This window comes from Iodobacter fluviatilis, from assembly GCF_004194535.1.
Classification (GTDB): Bacteria; Pseudomonadota; Gammaproteobacteria; order Burkholderiales; family Chitinibacteraceae; genus Iodobacter; species Iodobacter fluviatilis_A.
This window is the reverse complement of the sequence record NZ_CP025781.1, coordinates 2,233,420-2,254,810: the sequence shown is the minus strand read 5'-3', so window position 1 is coordinate 2,254,810 and position 21,391 is coordinate 2,233,420. Positions and strand designations below refer to the sequence as shown.

Here is a 21,391-nt window from a genome sequence, read left to right as displayed (position 1 = left end):
CCACAAGCTTTGTGATGGACAGACACTCAACACAAAAGGCCAGCAACCAGAGCTAAAGTTAAGCCTCTGGTTTTTGGCCTTTTTGTTATGCAAAACTGCACTCCGTATTTAACGGCAGCTCAAGCCTGCACAGGCTTCCCCAAAGAGGGCCGTGTATACCAAGCAAACGCTACAAAGCTTGCAAAGCATAAGCTAGCTAAGGCGACCTCTGCTCCCGCTAGGATTTGCGATAAACCATGATCGCCCCAAGCCCGCATCACGCCTTCTACAAACCACAGCAAGATATACATCGAGCCCCATTGATAGGTATAACGTCGGCCTTTTAAAACCCCCATTAGCATTGGCAGTAACAATACCCCCTTTAAAGCCAACCAAGAGCCGCCTTCTTTCATGGGCGCAAGCCATAGTTCCCACGATATACATAGCGCAATCAACGCCACAAGGCTCGCCACCGAAAGCCAGTGCGATAGGGTAATTAAACGCTGATCTTTCATTCGGCCACCGCCAGTTTTAAAGCCACCTGAGCGAGGCGTTTGCCTTGAGCGATGCAAAGTTGTTTTTCATCTGCAGAGAGCGGCTGATTAGATTCGCTGCCCGCCACGTGGCTAGGCCCGTAGGGTGTCCCACCCGTAATGGTATGACTCAGCACGGTTTCCGAATAAGGCGTTCCCACAATCAACATGCCGTGATGCAGCAGTGGCAGCATCATGGTGAGCAGCGTGGCTTCATTGCCACCATGCATAGAGCCGGTACTGGTAAACACCGAGGCAGGCTTGCCGATTAAAGATCCTTGCAGCCAATCCCCCACTGTTCCATCCCAAAAATACTTCATTGGTGCGGCCATATTACCAAAACGAGTTGGGCTACCAAGCGCAAGACCGATGCATTCTTTTACATCAGCCAGCTCCGCATAGGGCGCTCCGGCATCAGGAACCACGGCTTCTACTGCCTCGCAAACCGTTGAAATACGAGGCACGGTGCGAATACGGGCGGTCACGCCCGCCACAGACTCAACTCCTCTGGCAATAAGCTGCGCCATCTGGCGTGTAGCACCATGCGTGCTGTAATAAAGGACAAGGATCTCTGGCATTACAATTCCAAAATAGTGGGGCTGCGGTATTATAAAGCTCATCCTTCATTTAATCGCAAAACCGTGAATCTAATCTCCCGATTTGATCTTGGCATTTTTCATCGTCTATTTGGCTTTTCCCGCTTTGTTGGCCGTAGATTGATTGCCGATCGCTGCTTGCAAACGGCAGGCAGCCTAACTTACACCACCTTGCTGGCGCTAATCCCCCTGCTGACCATTGCGCTATCGCTCTTTTCTGCGTTTCCAATGTTTGGGGACTACAGCAGTAAATTTAAGATTTTCCTGCTAACAAATTTAGTCCCAGATGCATCTGGCAAAGTAATCAGCGTGTATATGCGGCAGTTTTCTGATAATGCTGAGCGCCTAACTGCTCTAGGGATGATAGGCCTGCTGGTTACCGCCCTCTTACTGATTTTTACCATCGAAAAAACCTTCAATGAAATCTGGGGAATAAAACGCCCCAGAAAACTACTGCAAAGAACGATTATTTACTGGGCAGCGCTCACCCTTGGCCCGCTATTAATCGGTATTAGTATCTCGCTCACCTCTTGGCTTTACGCCCAAACTGGCTTGCATAGCAATGCCAATATACTGAACCTGATGCTGCTCAAGCTCGGCCCTTTACTCTTAATGCTTGGCTCTTTAACCCTGCTTTATCTCGCGGTGCCAAACTGCTATGTACCACGCAGCCATGCCCTCACCGCTGCCCTTGTCGTGGCCGCGGCCTTAGAGCTAATGAAGCGTGGCTTTGGGCTTTATATTCAGCAATTTGGTACGTTTAAGCTGATTTATGGCGCTTTTGCCAGTTTTCCTATTTTTCTGATGTGGCTGTACGTGAGTTGGGTAATTATTCTAGGGGGAGCGGTGCTCTCGGCGTGTCTTTCCTATTGGCATGCGTCGGCATGGCGCTGGGAAGGCCATCAGGGCACACGATTAGAACAATCGATCCGCCTGCTGCTGGTTTTGGCCGAAGCGCATAGCCAAGGCGAAATCCTGCATATCGATAAGCTACGTCGCCGGACTGAGCTGGGCTTAGATGCCAGCTACGCCCTGCTTGAAGAAATGGCTTTAAAGAATTGGGTGGAATCCACCCGTGATGGGGAATGGATTTTAGCGGTGGACCTAAATAAAATCACGCTAAGGAACGTGTTTGAAACCATGGTCACCCCCCTTTCCGCCCGTCTAGAGCAAGGACTAACGGCCGTTCACGAAGAGCTGAAAGGAGTACTAGAGATGACGCTAGCGGAGTATTCGGAAAAAAACAAAGCTTTGTATAAGGTAAGTTAAGTGGCTTACGTGCAAAGCTTATCTCCGCCTATGGTCGCCATAACCCACCACTTTACATGCACTATGGTGGATTATGACCAGCCCAAATCACTGAACTCAACCCACTAGGGTCTGTTGACATTTCATTCGCAATTACGCTGAACCGTGAATGAAACGTCAACAGATCCTAGTTGCCTGTCGGACTTAGACGGTCGAAGCGAAAAATCGCATGGTCGAGACCAGATTTTGCCGGATTTGCAGCGCCATGATTACAGCAATAATAATTACGCGGCGCAGCCCACATCTAATGCGGCAATAATCGTGTCACGGCTCAGCTCACCTACATAAGACTCACCAAGACACTGCATCAATACAAATTTGATTTTACCAGCGTCTACTTTTTTATCCTGCGCCATTAAATCTAAGTAGCGCTCATGCCCCAATACCGGTGCTTTAACCGGTAAACCCGCTTTAAGTAGCAGGGTTTTAATCCGCTCAATATCGTCATCGCTGATCTGATCCAGCTCGCGTGATGCATAAGCCGCCAGCATCATCCCCGCAGCAATCGCCTCACCATGCAGCCAAACGCCATAGCCAAGGCCAGATTCAATCGCATGGCCAAAGGTGTGGCCTAGGTTTAATAGCGCACGCTGGCCCTGCTCTTTTTCATCCCCAGCCACAATCCGCGCTTTATTCTGGCAGCAGCGCTCCACCGCATAGGCCAGCGCATCGGTTTCGCGCGCCATCAGCCGCTCGATATTGGCCTCCAGCCATTCAAAGAAAGCCAGATCATCAATCAAGCCATACTTAATCACTTCGGCCATGCCTGCAGATAGCTCACGCAGCGGCAAGGAGTCCAACGTAGCTAGATCAGCCAAAACCAACCTAGGCTGATAAAACGCGCCAATCATATTTTTACCGAGAGGATGATTAATCCCCGTTTTACCGCCAACCGATGAATCAACTTGCGCCAATAAAGTCGTCGGAATCTGAATAAACGGCACGCCACGCTGATACACCGCCGCCGCAAAACCGGTCATATCGCCAATCACACCACCACCCAAGGCAATCAGCGTGGTTTTACGTTCGCAGCGCTCCGTAAGCAGGGCATCAAAGATAAGATTGAGTGTTTCAGAGGTTTTATAAACTTCACCATCAGGCAAAATAATGCTGTGGCATTGAATATCTGCTGCTTCTAAAGCATCTTGCAGAGGTTTTAAATAAAGCGGAGCAACCGTTGCATTGCTGACAATCACAACCCGAGGCTGAAGCAATAAAGGCTTAATTAGCTCAACCTGAGTCAATAAATCACGGGCGATATGAATATCGTAAGGGGCATGGGCAAGGTCTAGTTTAACGGTCTGCATAGATCTCCAAAATCGGTTTTGCAAAATCTGTATTGTCAAATTGCGAATTAGCTTATGCCTCGAAATAAATCCAGAAATGGCACCCTCATTAAGATCGTCATTCCCGAGTGCTTTAGTCGGGAATCCAGTGACACTGCTGGATCCCCGATCAATACATTCGGGGATGACGGACATGCCAACTTGGGGGTTAATACGCACCCAATCCTTGCTGGAAACTCAGCTCAACGATCCGCGTGCAGCTCCAGCTCTTTCATCAATAATTGCAATAGCGAATGCACAGTCTGCCGGCTGGTATCAATCACCAGATCAGCAACTTCGCAATAGAGGGGATCTCGAATGGCATAAAACTCATGCAAGCGCTGTTTTGGGTTTTCAGTTTGCAAGAGTGGGCGATTTTTATCGTGGCAGGTGCGCAAATACAGCTCATCCACGCTGGCACGCAAATAAATCACAAAGCCTTCACGCCTCAGTACCGCACGGTTAGCAGGGTTCAGCACCGCACCGCCACCCGTTGCTAGCACGATATTTTTTTGCGCACCAAGCTCTTTAATCATCGCCACTTCACGGCGGCGAAATCCGGCCTCACCTTCTACTTCAAAGATGATTGGAATCTTTGCTCCGGTCCGAGATTCAATCTCGTGATCCGTATCATAGAAAACCTTACCGCTGACTTTAGCGAGTGCTCGCCCTACGGTGGTTTTGCCGGCACCCATCATGCCGACCAGAAAAAAATTGCCTGGCAGTTTCATGCCAAGCATTGTAGCGGAAAGCAGAGCGGGGCGCGATTTGCGCCCCGCTAATCTGACTAATAATTTTAAATTATCAACGTAATGACAAGTCTGATTGAATCACTTTAGGTGAAATAAAAATCAATAGCTCACGGCGTAGGTCTTTTTCTAGGGTGTTTTTAAATAGATTCCCCAGATAAGGAATATCTCCTAGCCACGGCACTTTAGTCACATCCGTACCTACTTCTTGCGTGTAGATACCGCCGATGACCACCGTGCCACCGTTTTCAACCAAAACCGTAGTATTGATTTGCTTGGTGTTAATCGATGGAATACCCAAGGTGACCGTGCCACGGCTATCTTTAGTTACGTTGAGCTTCATGATCACATTGCCATCAGGCGTGATCTGCGGCGTCACCTTTAATGACAAAGTCGCTTTCTTAAACGAAATCGTTGTAGCGCCGTTTTGTGAGCTTTCTTGGTAAGGAATCTCTTCCCCGCTTTCAATAGAGGCTTCAACTTGGTCAGCCGTTACAAGCCGTGGGCTAGAGATAATCTTACCTTTGTTGTCTGCAGCCAAAGCACTGATTTCTAAGCCTAGCAACCAATTAGCATTAGCAGCAATCAGCGCAAAAGTACCCGGTGCACCTACCCCAGAACCAATCGCAGGGAAGTTCACGTTATTGCCCATAGTTAAAATATTATTAACAGGAGTTGTTGCACTCGGTGTAGTCCCTGCCGTTGCAGGAATAACACCAATCCCTTTACCGGCATTATCTAAGCTATTACCCAAGCCTAAATCAGTGCTACCTAAGTGGCCTCGTGAGCCCCAACCCAACTTCACCCCCAGCTCGCGGCTAAAGCCATCGTTGGCCTCAACAATACGTGCTTCAATTTGCACTTGGCGCACCGCTACGTCGATCTTAGCAATAACCGAGCGCACTTGCTCTAGCTTGCTAGAGATATCCTGCACAAACAAAGTATTAGTCCGTGCATCAATCACAATGCTGCCGCGCTTTGAAAGCATTTGCTGCTTCTCGTCGGTAAGCATTTTCTTTAAGTCTTCAGCTTTTTGATAACGCAGCTGGAATGACTCAGTGCGGGTAGGCTCAAGTTCATCAATCTGCTTACGCGCTTCCAGCTCTTGCTTTTCCTTGCTGGCGAGTTCTTCACGAGGCGCAATCCACAATACGCTACCGTTTTTACGCTGATCCAGCCCCTTGGCTTGCAAGATAATATCCAGCGCTTGATCCCAAGGCACGTCTTTTAAACGCAAGGTTATATTGCCCGTTACTGTATCGCTAGTAATAAAGTTCAGGCCAGTAAACTCAGCAATCACTTGTAAAACAGCGCGAATTTCAACATTTTGGAAGTTCAACGAGAGCTTTTCGCCCTTAAATGCAGGCTTAATCCCAGCTTGTTTATTACGCTCGTCATTGACCTCGCGCACTTCAACAATAAAGCGATTTTCAGTTTGATAAGCCGAGTATTCCCAGTTGCCCTTAGGCTCGATAATCATCTTGCTGGTTTCACCTTGGCTGTACGCATCCACTTTTTGGATCGGCGTACCAAAGTCACTTACATCCATCCGGCGCTCTAATTTTTTAGGTAAGGCGGCCTTATTAAAATCAATCAACAAAGTTTTACCCTGCTGACGGATATCAATGCCCACATTGGGGCTGGATAGATCAATAACAACCTTTCCTTCACCATCTTTACCACGGCGAAAATCAATGTTCTCGATGCTATCCCGTTTATTTTTACTACTCGCCTCAGGCGCTTTGCTCTCAGCAAAATGCGTGGTCTTCGCCTGAGCGGTGACCGCACTGCTGGTGCCATCCACCGTAATATAAAAATCATTCCCTTCCGCTTTGGTTTGATACGCCGCTTGCTTTTGCATATTGAGCACAACGCGCGTACGCCCTGAGCCCTCAGCTAAGCTAATCAAGCGCAGCGCAGCGCCATTTACTTGCACCGAACTTTTACCCGCTGCATTGGTAGTATCCGCAAAATCAAAAGCAACCCGAGGCGGAGTGTTCACAGAAAAGCTGGTAGGAACAGGAGCTGGGCCACTAAAACTTAAACGAATAACCTGCTTATCTGCCGATACATTGCTAACATCAATGGCAGTAATGCTCGCTGCCGTAGCAGCAAAAGAGGAAAAACAAGCTATGCACATAAGACTTGCCAGCTTGATGACATTGAGTATTTTCATTTTTTTTGCTCCGCTTCATCAAGGGATAAATTCGTGGTGCGCTCCACCCAATCACCCCCACTGTCTTCAACGATTTCTTTGAGTTGAACTTCAATTTCTGTAATTGCTGTCACCATGCCAAAGTTTTGCCCCATATAACTCCCTACTTTCACCCGATAAATATTGCCATCGGGGGCGTGGATCAAACCATTCATCGTCTTACCCTGAGTAATGGTTCCTACCATGCGTAGTTTTTCTAGATCGTAATTTTCCAAAATCTCTTTGGCACGGTTGGTGTTAGGCGCAAGCCCACCCCCAGAGCCTTTTTTGGCTAATTCCATTTTTGCAGCGCGAAATGGATCACTTAAGTCAAACGCTTTATATTCAAACGAAACATAAGGCTTTGCCTCAGGCAATGGCTCCACTTTACCTCTCAGACCTTCAGCACTTTCTTTCATCCATGCTTTTAAATCACCATTTTCCTCGCCAAAACAAGCACTTAAAGAAAATGCGGTGAATACCATCAGCGCGCTTAATTTGATTGAGCTAGATCGAATTTTCATTTCTGTTTCTTCTTAGCGTCTAATGCAGCTTGATGTAACGCTTGCGCCTCGGCCTCATCTAACGAGCGATATGTTTTTGCAATCGCTTGCATTGAAATCACCTCAGGATCTTTCGTTGACGTAAGCGATAGGTTGCTTAAAGTAACAATACGCGATAGCTGAGCCACATCACTCACAAAAGCAGCTAAATCGTGATAGTTACCAGAGATTCGAATATCAATCGGTAATTCGGCAAACTCCGCCGTTTTTACTTCAGTACCTGGTTTAAATAGCTCAAAAAACAAACCACGCCCCACGCCCGCTTGGTTAATCTCGGTAAGCAAGGATTCCATCTCCGACTTATTAGGCAATTGTCGTAGTAAAGCACCAAAAGATTGTTGAATATCTTGTAATTGCTGGCGATAGGCGTCTAGATTTATCGCCTTGCGCTTTTTTTCTACGAAATCGACTTTTAGCTGCTCTTCTTTTGCCCTACCAGTTTCTAACTCATCCATTTGGCTACCCCAGACGTAAAAATACCCGCCCAAAGTAAGCGTAAAAAACAATACAACAATCAAACCAATTTGAGCTGCAATTGGCCAATTACCAATGTCTTTAGGGTCTAAATTTCGTAATTCGTCGAGAGTCATGCTAGCTCCCCTGCCGTCTACGTGAAGCTGGTACTGAAGCATTAGCAGCCTCATCTACAGTCCGCGTTATTTTAATCGTAAGGGTAAACTCCGATAATTTTTGATTACCCACTTGTGCGGCTTTCACCTCAATCAACACAGGTTGCTCAAAGATTTCAGAGTCGTTTAAATTACGCATTAGAGTAGAAACACGGGCATTGGATTGCGCATAACCCACCAGAGTTATTTGATCGTTAAGCGCTTTGGCTTCTTTTAAATAAATACCCTCAGGGGTCTGCCGAACCAGCTGATCCATCGCGATAACCACTTCTGATCGGCCAGACTGCAAGCGCTCAACAATTTTTTTACGATCAAGTAATGATTGTTTCTCTGATTTCAATTTTTCAATTTCAGAAATTTCACGATCTAACTTGATATTTTCGTCCGTCAAAAATTGATTGCGCTCATTTTGGGTTTCAATCCGAGCGGCATAAAAAAGATAGCCAGCCACAATCACGGCAATCGCCGCCAAAGCGGTTAACCCAAGTAAAACTAAATAGCGAGTCTGGCGTGCAACACGCTTTTGCTCACGGTGAGGAAGCAGATTAATCCGAATCATGAAGGGTCAAACCTCCGCATTGCCAATCCGCAGGCAATTAAAAGAGAAGGGGCATCCACTTGCACTTGTTTTCCACGTACTTTTCCGGTTGCCATTCCTTGAAATGGATTGGCACGCATGGCGCTGCTGACATTGGTGCGGCTAGACACCGCGTCATCTAGACCATAAATAGCACTGCAACCACCAGCCAGCAGAATATGATCCACCGCGTTGTAGTTACTGGAGGTATAGAAAAACTGCAAGGAGCGGGAGATTTCAAGAGCTAAAGTATCAATAAACGGCTGCAACACTTCTGGCTCGTAGTTTTCAGGCAATCCACCATGCTTTTTAGCCTGCTCGGCTTCGTCACTCGACATGTTGAATTTACGCTGAATTTCTTGCGTCAGTTGATTACCGGCATAAGCTTGATCACGGCTGTAGATAGACTGACCATCTTTAAAGATATTCATATGCATAGCAGTGGCACCGATATCCACCACTGCCACGATTTGTTTATCGCCATTATTGGGTAATTGTGGCTGCATCAATTCAAAAGCGGCTTGGGTGGCATACGACTCAACATCGAGCACCAGCGCACGTAAACCTGCGGCTTCAATCGCCGCGACGCGCTCATCCACTTTCTCTTTTTTTGCTGCCGCAATCAGTACTTCTTCTTCATCGGGCGCAACAGGAGAAACACCCAGCACCTGAAAATCGAGATTCACCTCGTCCAAAGAAAAAGGAATGTACTGATTTGCCTCAGTTTCAACCTGCATCTCAAGCTCACGCTCGGTCAAGCCGGCGGGGACCAAGATTTTTTTAGTAATCACCGCCGCTGGCGGCAGGGCAATCGCTACATTTTTGATCTTAGAGCCCATTTGCCGCCATGCACGTCTGATGGCTTCCACCACCAAATCCATATTGGCGATATTGCCATCACTCACGGCATCTTTAGGTAGGGGCTCAATCACATAGCGATCAAGGCTGTAGGTGGTGCCTGATAGACTCAACTCGACCATTTTCACGGACGAAGAGCTTATATCCACCCCAATCAGCGCAGGTGCTTTGGGTTTGAGGAAATCGAGATTCAACTCACTTTCCTTTTAAAAAAAATTATTAAATGTAAGCATTTGCTAATCTTCTGTAGATCGTAGCAGTGCGAGATATACCTGTAAAGCATGAAGCTGGTTCTCGGTTGTTGTGCAACATTATTACTAACATTAGTGCTTTTTTAACATTTGGCGAGAAAAAATAAATGCCAAACATACATTCTCATATTCGCGTAAATTAGCAGCACTTCAAATATCTATATTTTAGCGATGAGCAAACGCCTCCTACTTATTTTTGCCGGTATCCTAATCAGCCTAGTGATCCTTGCCGCAGGCTTGGGTGCATTTGCACTGGTAATCACTTACCCGCGCCTGCCCTCCCTTGAAGCGCTCACAGATTACCGACCTAAAATTCCACTCCGCATTTACACCAGCGATAACGTATTAATAGGTGAATTTGGCGAAGAACGCCGCGCTTTTACCTCAATAGACCAAGTACCCTTGTTAATGAAACAAGCCATTTTGTCTGCTGAAGACGAGCGCTTTTATGAGCATGGTGGCATCGACTACCTTGGTGTACTTAGAGCCATGATAGGCAATCTGACCTCAGGGCAATCCAAATCTGGAGCCAGTACGATCACGATGCAGGTAGCGCGCAACTTCTACCTTTCTAACGAAAAAACCTTTACTCGTAAGTTCAACGAGGCATTACTCTCATTCAAAATTGAACACAATCTTTCTAAAGATCAAATTCTTGAACTGTACTTCAATCAAATCTACCTCGGTCAACGCGCCTACGGCTTTGCCTCAGCAGCTCAAACCTATTACGGTAAAGAGCTAAAACAACTTAGCCCAGCTGAAATGGCAATGCTTGCTGGCTTACCTAAAGCCCCTTCTGCCTATAATCCAGTTGTAAACCCTAAACGAGCTCAGCTGCGTCAGCAATACGTTCTACGACGTATGCACGAACTAAAATTCATCAACGACAGTGATTATGAGGTCGCAAAGAGCGCTCCGCTCGTTCTTAAACGAGGCCAGCAAGAGTACGCCGTGCATGCCGAATACTTGGCAGAAATGGTGCGGCAAATGATGCTAGAACGCTACAAAGAATCAACTTACACTGAAGGTTACAAAGTTTACACCACCCTTCGTAGTGATAGCCAAGAAACGGCCTATCAATCACTGCGACAAGGCTTGGTCGACTACGACATTCGCCACGGCTATCGTGGGCCAGAGGGCTTTGTTGCGCCTGAAGTAATTTTACCTGGCAAGGAAGAGCTACTCGATGAAACGCTTTCAGAGCAGAAAGATTCGGGCGATTTGCAAGCGGCGATTGTCTTAAGTGTCAGCCCTCAATCTGTTCGCGTCTATAAAAAAGGAGGGGAGCTACTAGTAATAGAAGGTGATGGCTTACGCTTTGCTAGAGCCATGCTTTCTGAAAAAGTGGCCCCAGCAATCAGAATTCGGCCTGGCGCAATTGTACGAATCAAGCAAATGGAGAAAGGCTGGGCTATTTCACAACTTCCTCAAGTTGAAGGTGCGCTTGTTGCATTAGATCCACAAAATGGGGCTATTCGCGCACTAGCTGGTGGCTTTGACTTTAACCGTAGCTCCTTTAACCATGTTACCCAAGCATGGCGCCAGCCCGGTTCTAGCTTCAAACCCTTCATTTATTCAGCCGCATTAGAGCGTGGTGTAACTCCTGCAACTCAAATCAACGATGCGCCATTGGTGATAGACCCAGCTCAGGTAGGAGGACAAAGCTGGGAGCCTAAAAATAGCGATGGCAAATTTGAAGGAATGATGAGTGTACGCTCTGCACTTACACGCTCAAGAAACTTGGTCACCATTCGTGTATTGCAAGCCATCGGAGTGGATTATGCCCAAGCACACATTAGCCGCTTTGGCTTTAGCCCTAAGCAACACCCTGCTTACTTAACGATGGCCTTAGGAGCAGGCAGTGTTACACCACTGCAAATGGCCGAGGCGTATGCGGTATTTGCTAACACTGGCTATCGAGTTCGCTCCTATTTTGTAGATAGAATTGAAGATGGCCACGGCCGTGTTCTAGCCAAGACCCAGCCTGAAGTTGCCGGTGAAAATGCACCACGCACTTTAGATGCGCGAAATGCCTTTGTGATGAATAGCCTGCTGCACGATGTGGCCACCCAAGGCACGGGAGCGAAAACCAATAGCTTAGGCCGCAGTGATTTGGCTGGTAAAACGGGGACGACCAATGATGCCAATGACGCGTGGTTTGCCGGTTATCAACCAGGCTTGGTGGCTATTTCTTGGGTAGGTTTTGATCAACCTCGCTCCTTAGGCGCTAAAGAGTATGGTGGAGTTGCGGCACTGCCAATTTGGGTTAACTTTATGAATAAAGCGCTAAAAGGCGTGGATAACGTCAGTTATCCTGTGCCTGAAGGCGTAACACCGCAGACCATGCAAACCGAGCGTGGCTCATATACTGAATATTTCTTCAGCGAATTCCTGCAAACCAATCCAGAATTAGGATTGGGAGGTGGAGCGGGGGCAGCCCAGCCACTGGATGAGATCAAAGAATTACTGTTTTAAAGTTGCAAAGTATAAGGTAAGGATGGGCCGAGCACTGCTTGGCCTGCCCTCATCGCGAGATCAAGGAATACTCTTTTAGGGATACCTAATCATGAGCAAGCCATACGTTCTCGATCGCCAATATGCCCATCTACGCGCACAGATTTGTGAACGTGCCGCACGCTTAATTGCGGAAGATCATCTGCATGATTTTGCCTTAGCCAAAAAAAAAGCCGCCAAGCAACTTGGGATTAGTGAGGGGCGAATGATGCCCTCTAATCAAGAAATTGAAATCGCCTTGGCAAGCTATCGAGCGGTTTATCAACCTGAGCACAACGATAGCCTGAATCATTTGCGGCTAAAAGCACTCAAAATCATGCGTATTTTGGCGCAATTTCAACCCTATCTAACTGGCTCTGTACTTTCTGGCGTGGCAGGCCCCAATTCTGATATTAATTTGCTGCTGTTTTTAGATGACCCTAAATCAGCAGAGATTTTTCTACTCAACCAACACATCGCTTACGATCTTCTCCCTGCTGCCAATGGCCGCCAACTTGCTGACTACCCTTCACTTTCTTTTTGGTATGACAATACCCAAATTAGTTTGCATGTAAAGCCAAGGGCAGCAGAAAGAATTAAAGAAGAAAGAATGCGCCTTGATGAGCTAGAAGCATTACTCTCCTTTAGTGGCATGGTTGTTTAATCAGCCTCTATTTATCAACAGGCCCTTAGCCATAACTAAGTAGCAACGCGTATATCCTAGGATTAAAGTGCCACCAATGATATAAAGTGGCTTATCTCTTACTTGCTGATTACATAATGCAACAACCCCCAACACTAGAGCCGGTCTTTGTTTCTGACCCTGGGCCTTATCTAGTTACCTCTAGCATCGAAATTAAATACCTACTTAGCCAACTACTAGAAAAAGGCGAGATCATTTGCCTGTACCCAGCTGGCAAGCGCGAGCCTTTTGCGATTAGCACCTTCCTGGCGATGGATGATCAAGGCCTACTATTCGATGGTAGTAATGATAAAAAAACCAATGAAGCCCTAACTAAAGAAAACCGTATTTTGCTCGTTGGTGTGGTGAATAAAGTAAAAATCCAATTTGAGCTACCTAATGCCAATCTAGTTAGTTATGAGAGCCGAACGGCAATCCGTAGTGCGGGCCCCGTGCAAACTTTACGCATGCAAAGACGAGACTTTTATCGCCTTGATATTCCCATGTCACAAAAAGTGGTTTGCACCATTCCATTAGCGCATGGCGGTCATCCCGAGTTATTAGTCACGGATATTAGCTTGGGCGGTTTAAGCTTATTGGGCGTTTCGCCGGATCTACCCATGGTGGTTGGAAATACTTTGCATAATTGTCGAATTCAACTGCTTGATGTTGGTTTGATTGAGATCGATATGCAGGTATGCATTGTGATTGATGTAACGCTAAAAAACGGGATTAAAACCCAGCGCGTAGGCTTCCGTTTCTTTGACTTATCAGGAAAAATGCAAACGCTTATTCAGCGTTTTATCAATAAAATTGAACGCCAAAGAATCTCCCGCGAATGAAAAATGCCCCGCTCTTTTTTAGCCACACCTTAAGGCAAATCGAAACCGCTGCGGCCAGCTTGTCGCTCATGCAAAGAGCGGGCAAAACCAGCACGCAATGGGTGCTGAAACACTACCCTAATGCGCAAAATATTTATGTTTTGGCAGGATCTGGCAATAATGGCGGCGATGCTTTACTCACCGCAAAACAGCTACGTCATGCCGGTAAAAATGTTTTTCTACGGCTTAGCGCGCCAGTAACACAGCCAGATGCGCAGCAGGCCTTGTCCGAATGGTTGGCCTGCGGTGGACAAATCCAAAACCACACCACCTTACACGCTGATTTAGCCATTGATGGCCTCTATGGCATTGGGCTTAATCGCGTACTTTCTGCCACTGATAGCCAAATAATCCAAGAGCTGCAAGCGCTGGCCTGCCCTATTATTGCTTTAGATATCCCCAGTGGATTAATGGCCGATAATGGTGCAGGCAACGCGGTGCAAGCCACTCACACACTCAGCTTTATAGCGCATAAACCTGGCCAATTTACCGGCCAAGGCTGTAATGCCTGTGGTGATATTCATTTACTCAATTTACAAATCTCCCAGTCTTTCTACCCAGAGCCAGATGGCTATTTACAAACGATAGCACCTAGCGCCATTGCCAATTTACTGCGCAAAGCGGATAGCCATAAAGGCAGTTACGGCACCGTAGGGATTATTGGCGGAGCAACAGCTATGGTTGGCGCCACGCTACTCGCTGGCCGCGCCGCGTTAAAATTAGGCGCAGGCCGTGTGGTACTTGGCTTACTCGATAAAATATTAAGCGTAGACCCCACACAGCCCGAGCTTATGCTGCATCCTGCAGCAGCTGCGCTCCAACACCCCGCGCTCACCATGCTAGTGATTGGCCCTGGGCTTGGCACTAGCCAAGAGGCAATGGCGCTGGTACAGCAAAGCATTGCCAGCCCGCTGCCACTGCTGCTAGACGCAGATGCTCTTAATCTACTGGCAAGCACTAGCCAGTTAGCCGTAGCCATCACCCAGCGAAGTGCAGCCACTATTCTTACCCCGCACCCTGCAGAAGCAGCAAGACTGCTGCAAACCAGCACCGCAGCAGTGCAAGCCAACCGCATTGCTGCAGCCAAAACCATTGCCGAGCGTTATCACGCCACGGTACTACTCAAAGGTGCAGGATCAATTTGTACGGATGGGCAATCTTGGAGCATCAACGGCAGCGGCAATGCCGCCCTTGCCAGTGCTGGCCAAGGCGATGTGTTATCCGGCATCATCGCCGCACTCATCGCTCAAGGCCTAGCGCCATTGGCGGCGGTACGAAGCGGCTGCTGGCTACATGGCAGAGCAGCAGAAGACTGGTGCAGGGAAAATTTAGGCGGGATAGGTCTAAGCGCCAGCGAAACGATCATCTATGCCAGAGCAGCCTTGAATCATGCTTTAGCGACTTGCGAGTAGATCACTTACTTACGCAATCTATTTCAGGGCCTTCAGCACGCCTCAAAACGAAAGGTAAAGCCCCATGCTGCGAGCTAAGGTGACATCCCGAGCACTTAAGTTTGAAAATACCCAAAGAAAACGGCCCCACTCAACAAAATGCCTTTCTCTATGCAGCCTGTAATTCAAGATGTCTTTTGGGGGACTGCCTTGTGCTTAGCCGTTTTCTGGCTCAGCACAATTGTGAATGAAACGCCAACAGACCCTAGCAGCCTGTCGGGCTTACCACGCAAATAGCAGCGCACCATTTTGCTTAAGCCAAAGCCGTTTTGTTTTCCAATCTGGGCATGCTTCGGCAACGATGTCCCAGAAACGTGAGGAGTGGTTAAGCTCTACCAGATGCGCTAGCTCATGAATCACCACATAATCAATCACCTGCGGCGGAGCCTGCATTAAGCGCCAGTTCAGCCGAATATCGCCTAAGGCAGTGCAACTCCCCAACGGCTTTTGGCTGAGCTTACAAACAACTGCCGTGGCTGCAAGCCCATCTGCTCGCTCCAAAAGCCAAGTCTCTGTAAAAAATAAGCCTTAGCGCTGCGCTGATAAAAGCGAGTAAGCGCTGTTGGAAGGGGGATCAACTCAGAAACGTATAAAATTTCTGCTTCTAGCCGTGTCCTGCCCGCCGCCAGCTGCACAAACTTAGCTTGGCCCTGCCACAGCACGCTACTTCCCGCCGCCAAGGCCACAACGGCGGGCATAGGCTGCGCCAGCTTGGCTAATATCCACTTTAACTTACTTTGGATCGCCCGCTCAGCTTCTTTGATAGGGGCACGTGCAGGCAAAACAATAGTCAGCCCATCGGCGGTGATTTTCAGGCCAATTGAGCGGCGGCGGCTGCTACGCTCTACTTGATAAGCGATTTCTTTATCAGCCAGCCGCAATAAATAAGCTTCATTTTTTGGGCGCATAGCAGGGGCCAACGCCGCCAAAACGCTGGATTTCAGCCTCAATCCAGTTTTCAACTTCTTGGGTGACATCGTGCGGGCTACGCCCTGCAGGATCGATCGGCTTACCCACCACCATCACAATTTCACCAGGCCATTTTAAAAAGGAATTGCGTGGCCAATACTCACCTGAATTATGCGCAACCGGCACAATAGGCACTTCCAAATCCAGCGCCAAGCGCGCCCCACCTTGCTTATAAGGCTTATAAGCACCGGATGGTACACGCGTGCCTTCAGGGAAAATCACAATCCAAAAACCCTTAGTTAAGCGATCTTTACCTTGAGAAATTAACTGCTTTTGCGCCTCAGCACGGTTAGAGCGATCTATCGCAATCGGCGATAGGGTAGCCAAGCCCCAGCCAAAGATCGGCAGCTTTAATAACTCTTTTTTTAGCACCCAAACTTGCGGTGGAAATACATGCTGCAGCGCCAGCGTTTCCCATGCCGATTGATGTTTACTCATCACCACGGCTGGGTTAGCAGGCAAGTTTTCAAGACCTTCCACACGGTAAGTCAGGCCACAGGTAAATTTAAGCCATTTGAGCATAATCCATGACCAGCCACGAATAATGCGGTAACGCAGCATAGGGGGAAGCGGCAGAATGAGAATCGCAATGACACAAAAAATCGGAGTTACTATAGGAACAGCCAACCAGTACAAAATAGAACGCAGCCAAATCATTTAATCCTCACCTTCAGGAGCCAATAAATGCGCGGCAAAAGCCGCTAAATCGTCAAATATCTCCGTACCATCGGGCAGCAGACCTTTTCGTTCAGTTTTAACACCGTTACCGGTGCGCACCAAGATAGGCTTGCCCCCCACCGCCGCAATGGCTTGCAAATCGCGTAATGAATCCCCCACCATCACTAATTGCGCGCTCGGCACATGAAAGCGGCTAGAGATATCTAAGAGCATGCCTGGATTAGGTTTACGACAAACGCAGGTGGTGTCCGGTGCATGCGGGCAGAAAAACACCGCATCAATATGCCCACCCTGCTCGGCAAGGGCACGATGCATCTTGGCATGAATTCGGTTTAATACATCCACACTAATCATCTTGCGGCCAATTGCGCTTTGATTAGTCGCCACCACAATCGTCCAGCCAGAGCGGGATAATTCGCCAATCGCCTCTAAACTGCCTGCAACGGGAATCCACTCTTCCGGCGTTTTGATATAATCAGGACTATCTTCATTGATTACGCCGTCGCGGTCGAGAATCAATAACTTCATACGCGACTCCGTTTTTCATCTAACAAGCAGTAGGGTGGGCACGTTTTTGTGCCCACCCTACACGTGCCCACCCTACATTATTTTTTTACTCAGCCAGTAAAGACAGCTCTGCCACTTGATTCATTAGGCTTGCTAAGGCTGCGAGTAGAGCTTGACGATTACCGCGCACAGCTAGATCTTCTGCCATCACCATGACCGAATCAAAGAAAGCATCCACAGGCTCTTTTAAAGCACTTAATGCTTTCAATGCGCCCGTAAAGTCTTGGCTAGCCAAAGCACTGCTCACCATAGGTTGCAGTTTCAACAACTCGGCGTGTAGTGCAATTTCAGCGGCATCGCTCAGCAAGGCGGCATTTAGTACAGGTAAGTCGCCTTCAACCTTCTTCAGAATATTGCGAATACGCTTATTGGCCGCAGCCAAGGCCGTTGCTTCTGGCAGCGACTTAAATACCGCTACCGCTTGCAAACGAATCACCATCTCATTTAAGAGGGTAGGTTTCAGCGCCAACACCGCGTCAATATCCGCAACTGGATAATCTGCAGCGAGGTAGTTTTTTAGGCGATCTAGCATAAAGCCATACACGCCTTCTACCGTACCCTCTGCTACGACTCCAGCAGGGAAGCTGCCAGCGGTAAGACTCAGCAACTCTTTTAAATCTAGCGGTAAATCAAGCACCATACGCAATACGCCCAGTGCGGCACGGCGTAAGGCGAATGGGTCTTTATCCCCCGTTGGGATCAGACCAATGCCGTAAATCCCCACAATCGATTCCAGCTTGTCTGCCAGCGAAACCGTCTGTGCTACAGCGCCAACCGGCAGGCTATCGCCTGCAAAACGCGGATGGTAGTGGCCTTCAATTGCAGCAGCAACGGCTTCGTTTTCGCCATCAATACGAGCGTAATACATGCCCATCACGCCTTGCAATTCAGGGAACTCACCCACCATATCGGCGATCAAATCTGCCTTAGCTAAATAAGCCGCACGTTTACAATCGGCTACATCGGCGTGCAGTTTTAAGGCAATCGCAGCGGCAATAGTTTGTAGGCGCTCAACACGCTCGAGCTGGCTACCAATTTTGTTGTGATAAACCACATTGGCCAATTGCGGCACACGGGAATCCAATTTTTTCTTTTTATCTTGTTCAAAAAAGAACTCGGCATCCGAAAGACGTGCGCGTAATACCCGCTCATTGCCATGAATAATATGGCTTGGGTCTGGTGTTTCTAGATTGGAAACAACCAAAAACTTAGGTAATAGCTTGCCGTTTTGATCCAGCAACGGGAAGTATTTTTGATGCTGCTGCATAGATAAAATCAAGCATTCCTGCGGCACAGCTAAGAATTTCTCATCAAAATTGCCGGTGTACACCACGGGCCACTCCACCAGCGCAGTGACTTCATCCAGTAGGCCATCAGCGGGCGCAATTTGTGCGTTTAACTCTAGGCAGGCATTGTTAAGCTGATCTGCAATCAAGGCACGACGGGCATCAAAGCTCGCCTCAACAAAGCCATCATCAAACAAACGAGCGGCGTATTCATCCGCATTAGCCAGCTCAATCGCCTCTGTTGATAAAAAGCGATGGCCCAGCGTGCTGCGGCCGGCTTCTAGGTGCAAGAACTGGGCAGGAATAACCTCGCTGCCATGCAGCACCACAAGACCATGCACTGGGCGAATAAACTGGCCGTCCCGATCGCCCCAACGCATCATTTTGGGTGCAGGCAGTTTTTTAAGCGTGGCGGCAATAATGCCCGACAAGACTTTAGTCAGCGCTTCACCAGCCTTGACCGAAGAAAAGACATAAACATCTTGCTTGCCATCTGAGCCTTGCGCCAATTGGGCCACATCCACACCGCAGCTACGTGCAAAGCCTGCCAAGGCAGGGGTTGGCACGCCATCTTTAAAGCCTGAAGCCACGGCAGGGCCGCGGCGCTCAATGGCTTGATCAGGCTGCACCGCCAGCACATTGGAGACCGATACAGCGAGCCGACGCGGGCTAGCAAAGGATTCCATTTCGGCTTCTTTGGCGACAAAACCCAATTTAGCTAATTCATCAAAAATGCCACTGGCAAATACAGCGCCCAATTTAGGTAGAGCTTTAGGTGGTAATTCTTCGGTAAAAATTTCTATTAGCAGTGTTTGAGATACAGAATTGGACATGGGATTTAATTCTCTGATATGACGCAGTGGCATTTTGAAAAAAGGTTTCGCCCACAAAAGATCACGAAAGCTAAGCCACTGATTTCGCCCCTATTTAGTCGGCAACATGCAGCAATACAGGCAACTTTGCCACACATTGTTTATGTCTTTTGTAGGTAAAAGATGTTTTTGTAACATCAGTTAATTTTCTTCTAATTTAGCTTTAGCTTCTTTCTCTGCCATAATTTTGCAGACTTGACGAACAAAATCACCGCCAAAGCTATTGGCTAGCGGCTCATCGAATTCCCACTGATAACCAGGAATATCATAACGTGCCACCTGGCGGTTTTCTGTATCACGCATATCGCTTAAAGTGCCGGCCATTTTCTTAGATGGGCAATCAATCGCATGGCGCGAGTACTTCACGCGAAATTGCTTTTTAGTTACTTCATCCGTTTGGTCTTCATTAAACTTCTGTTGCAACCAAACATAGGTGTACTTAGTAGGCGCGTAGTCGTCGTCGTGGGTAATCGATTTCACATCGACGAACATTTCATAATCCGCCATCACGCCATAACTGCGCCAATCGCCCTCTTTGGGAACTTCAAGCGGGCCATAGACCTCATCTTCAAATTTTCCACAACCCGTCAGCAAAGCAATCAAGATTAAATAGCGGATCATCGCCATCACCTAACTAACTTGGCACATTGGGAAACCCAATGCTTCACGCGAATCGTAATACGCCCTCGCCACTAGGCGAGAAAGCGTACGCACGCGGCCAATATACGCTGCACGCTCTGTCACTGAAATCGCGCCACGCGCATCCAGCAAGTTAAAGACGTGTGAGCACTTCATCACCATCTCGTAGCCTGGCAAGGCTAAGTTGGCTTCCATTAGGCGCGCGGCTTCGCTCTCAAATTTATTAAATAAATCGAGCAGCAGCGGCACATTGGCGTGTTCAAAGTTATACGTCGATTGCTCTACTTCATTTTGATGGTAGATATCGCCGTAAGTCACTTTTTGGCCATTTGGATAAACTGTCCACACTAAATCGTAAACGTTTTCCACACCTTGCAAATACATGGCGAGTCGCTCAACACCGTAGGTGATTTCGCCCAGCACCGGCTTACAATCAATACCGCCAACCTGTTGGAAATAGGTGAACTGAGTGACCTCCATCCCGTTCAACCACACCTCCCAACCTAAGCCCCACGCGCCCAAGCTTGGGCTTTCCCAATCGTCTTCTACAAAGCGAATATCGTGCACACTGGTATCAATACCCAGCTCACGCAAACTACCCAAATAGAGATCTTGGATATTGTCTGGCGATGGCTTTAAAGCCACTTGAAATTGGTAATAATGCTGCAAGCGATTTGGGTTTTCGCCATAACGACCATCCTTAGGACGACGTGAAGGCTGCACATAAGCGGCATTCCAAGGCTCTGGGCCTAGGGAGCGCAGAAAGGTTGCGGTATGGAATGTACCCGCGCCTACTTCAATATCGTAAGGCTGCAATAGCGCGCAACCATTACGGCCCCAGTAGTTTTGCAGCGTGAGCAGAATTTCTTGGAAAGTCAGCATATTCCCATTCTCGTTCTTTAATATTCTTAAACGCCCTGATTCTACTAGCTTTTACCCTTTATCGGGAGATCAGGATGGATCCTCAGCTTATGCTAATCACAGTATTTTGCTGTGTAAGCACTCAATGAAGTGATTTGTTTGCTTCGCCAAGCAACTGAAGTGCCTGCTTAAACTCCCGCTGCTGGACTGCGCATTGAATCTGCAAAAAATACCGCCAACCATAAAAAAAGGGGCATCCATAAGCTTGAAAAGAAAAAATAACGCTGACCAAAACATAATAGCTACCGTACTCGCCACTAGCGCGTTAGCAAGCCGAAGCTTTAACGCAATTGGCTTTCCCTGCTGGCCCTAGAAAATTCGTTGCAGCAGCAAGTATTGATTCCGAATAACTTTGAAAGGTTTAGTTAAAATCTAGTCAGCAAGACTTAA

19 protein-coding genes and 1 pseudogene are annotated in these 21,391 nt (G+C 47.9%); 5 read left to right on the top strand and 15 right to left on the bottom strand.

The genetic code is table 11. The annotated features are described in order from the left end of the window. Window positions 1-119 precede the first annotated feature (119 nt). Together C1H71_RS10145 and wrbA are read right to left on the bottom strand one after the other, a co-directional pair. Window positions 120-494, bottom strand: coding sequence for a DUF2069 domain-containing protein (locus tag C1H71_RS10145; protein WP_130106457.1), 375 nt, complete (start codon window positions 492-494; stop codon window positions 120-122). After that, on the bottom strand, window positions 491-1,090 hold the full coding sequence (wrbA, locus tag C1H71_RS10140) for an NAD(P)H:quinone oxidoreductase (RefSeq protein ID WP_130106456.1): 600 nt from the start codon (window positions 1,088-1,090) through the stop codon (window positions 491-493). The genes C1H71_RS10145 and wrbA overlap by 4 nt, the downstream gene beginning before the upstream one ends. Window positions 1,091-1,153: 63 nt before the next feature. Here wrbA and C1H71_RS10135 point away from each other — a divergent pair, with 63 nt between their 5' ends. Beyond that, complete coding sequence (locus C1H71_RS10135) at window positions 1,154-2,377, top strand: YihY family inner membrane protein (RefSeq protein WP_188053176.1); 1,224 nt, start codon at window positions 1,154-1,156, stop codon at window positions 2,375-2,377. 263 nt (window positions 2,378-2,640) lie between these two features. On the opposite strand, the gene aroB is transcribed toward C1H71_RS10135, so the two are convergent. From aroB to C1H71_RS10100, 7 genes are all read right to left on the bottom strand, one after another. Further along, on the bottom strand, window positions 2,641-3,723 hold the full coding sequence (gene aroB / locus C1H71_RS10130) for a 3-dehydroquinate synthase (RefSeq protein ID WP_130106454.1): 1,083 nt from the start codon (window positions 3,721-3,723) through the stop codon (window positions 2,641-2,643). Between the two features lie 221 nt (window positions 3,724-3,944). Continuing rightward, window positions 3,945-4,481 carry a shikimate kinase gene (locus C1H71_RS10125; protein ID WP_130106453.1) on the bottom strand — a complete coding sequence of 179 codons (537 nt, stop codon included), beginning with the start codon at window positions 4,479-4,481 and terminating at the stop codon, window positions 3,945-3,947. Between the two features lie 64 nt (window positions 4,482-4,545). Further along, window positions 4,546-6,666, bottom strand: coding sequence for a type IV pilus secretin PilQ (gene pilQ / locus C1H71_RS10120; protein WP_130106452.1), 2,121 nt, complete (start codon window positions 6,664-6,666; stop codon window positions 4,546-4,548). Next, the gene (locus tag C1H71_RS10115) at window positions 6,663-7,208 is read right to left on the bottom strand and encodes a pilus assembly protein PilP (RefSeq protein WP_188053173.1); all 546 of its coding nucleotides are present in this window, start codon (window positions 7,206-7,208) and stop codon (window positions 6,663-6,665) included. Before C1H71_RS10115 ends, pilQ begins: the two co-directional genes overlap by 4 nt. Continuing rightward, complete coding sequence (locus C1H71_RS10110) at window positions 7,205-7,837, bottom strand: type IV pilus inner membrane component PilO (protein WP_130106451.1); 633 nt, start codon at window positions 7,835-7,837, stop codon at window positions 7,205-7,207. Before C1H71_RS10110 ends, C1H71_RS10115 begins: the two co-directional genes overlap by 4 nt. A gap of 1 nt (window position 7,838) precedes the next feature. Next, window positions 7,839-8,435 (bottom strand): PilN domain-containing protein, encoded by a 597-nt coding sequence (locus C1H71_RS10105; RefSeq protein WP_188053171.1) that lies wholly within the window; start codon window positions 8,433-8,435, stop codon window positions 7,839-7,841. Continuing rightward, on the bottom strand, window positions 8,432-9,505 hold the full coding sequence (locus C1H71_RS10100; RefSeq protein ID WP_130106450.1) for a pilus assembly protein PilM: 1,074 nt from the start codon (window positions 9,503-9,505) through the stop codon (window positions 8,432-8,434). The genes C1H71_RS10105 and C1H71_RS10100 overlap by 4 nt, the downstream gene beginning before the upstream one ends. A gap of 228 nt (window positions 9,506-9,733) precedes the next feature. Between C1H71_RS10100 and C1H71_RS10095 the strand changes: the two genes are divergently transcribed. The 4 genes from C1H71_RS10095 (at window position 9,734) to C1H71_RS10080 (ending at window position 15,030) form a co-directional block, all read left to right on the top strand. Next, a complete protein-coding gene (locus tag C1H71_RS10095; RefSeq protein WP_130106449.1) occupies window positions 9,734-12,037 on the top strand; it encodes a penicillin-binding protein 1A in 2,304 nt (767 codons plus the stop codon). Between the two features lie 91 nt (window positions 12,038-12,128). Further along, the gene (locus C1H71_RS10090; RefSeq protein ID WP_130106448.1) at window positions 12,129-12,719 is read left to right on the top strand and encodes a nucleotidyltransferase domain-containing protein; all 591 of its coding nucleotides are present in this window, start codon (window positions 12,129-12,131) and stop codon (window positions 12,717-12,719) included. A gap of 116 nt (window positions 12,720-12,835) precedes the next feature. Next, complete coding sequence (locus C1H71_RS10085; protein WP_130106447.1) at window positions 12,836-13,579, top strand: flagellar brake protein; 744 nt, start codon at window positions 12,836-12,838, stop codon at window positions 13,577-13,579. After that, entirely contained in the window at window positions 13,576-15,030 is a 1,455-nt protein-coding gene (locus C1H71_RS10080) for an NAD(P)H-hydrate dehydratase (RefSeq protein ID WP_130106446.1), read from the top strand. Before C1H71_RS10085 ends, C1H71_RS10080 begins: the two co-directional genes overlap by 4 nt. A 261-nt stretch (window positions 15,031-15,291) precedes the next feature. Here C1H71_RS10080 and C1H71_RS10070 read toward each other — a convergent pair. The 6 genes and pseudogenes from C1H71_RS10070 to glyQ all read right to left on the bottom strand — a co-directional run bounded on the left by C1H71_RS10070 (window position 15,292) and on the right by glyQ (window position 20,962). Further along, window positions 15,292-15,977, bottom strand: a pseudogene (locus C1H71_RS10070) (M48 family metallopeptidase). Then, window positions 15,961-16,695, bottom strand: a complete 735-nt coding sequence (locus C1H71_RS10065) for a lysophospholipid acyltransferase family protein (RefSeq protein WP_130106443.1) — start codon at window positions 16,693-16,695, stop codon at window positions 15,961-15,963. The pseudogene C1H71_RS10070 and the gene C1H71_RS10065 overlap by 17 nt, the downstream one beginning before the upstream one ends. Then, window positions 16,696-17,244, bottom strand: a complete 549-nt coding sequence (gene gmhB / locus C1H71_RS10060) for a D-glycero-beta-D-manno-heptose 1,7-bisphosphate 7-phosphatase (RefSeq protein ID WP_130106442.1) — start codon at window positions 17,242-17,244, stop codon at window positions 16,696-16,698. It abuts the gene before it with no gap. 85 nt (window positions 17,245-17,329) lie between these two features. Beyond that, complete coding sequence (glyS, locus tag C1H71_RS10055) at window positions 17,330-19,402, bottom strand: glycine--tRNA ligase subunit beta (protein WP_130106441.1); 2,073 nt, start codon at window positions 19,400-19,402, stop codon at window positions 17,330-17,332. Between the two features lie 180 nt (window positions 19,403-19,582). After that, window positions 19,583-20,062 (bottom strand): hypothetical protein, encoded by a 480-nt coding sequence (locus C1H71_RS10050; RefSeq protein ID WP_130106440.1) that lies wholly within the window; start codon window positions 20,060-20,062, stop codon window positions 19,583-19,585. 9 nt (window positions 20,063-20,071) lie between these two features. Beyond that, window positions 20,072-20,962 (bottom strand): glycine--tRNA ligase subunit alpha, encoded by an 891-nt coding sequence (glyQ, locus tag C1H71_RS10045; RefSeq protein ID WP_130106439.1) that lies wholly within the window; start codon window positions 20,960-20,962, stop codon window positions 20,072-20,074. Window positions 20,963-21,391 lie beyond the last annotated feature (429 nt).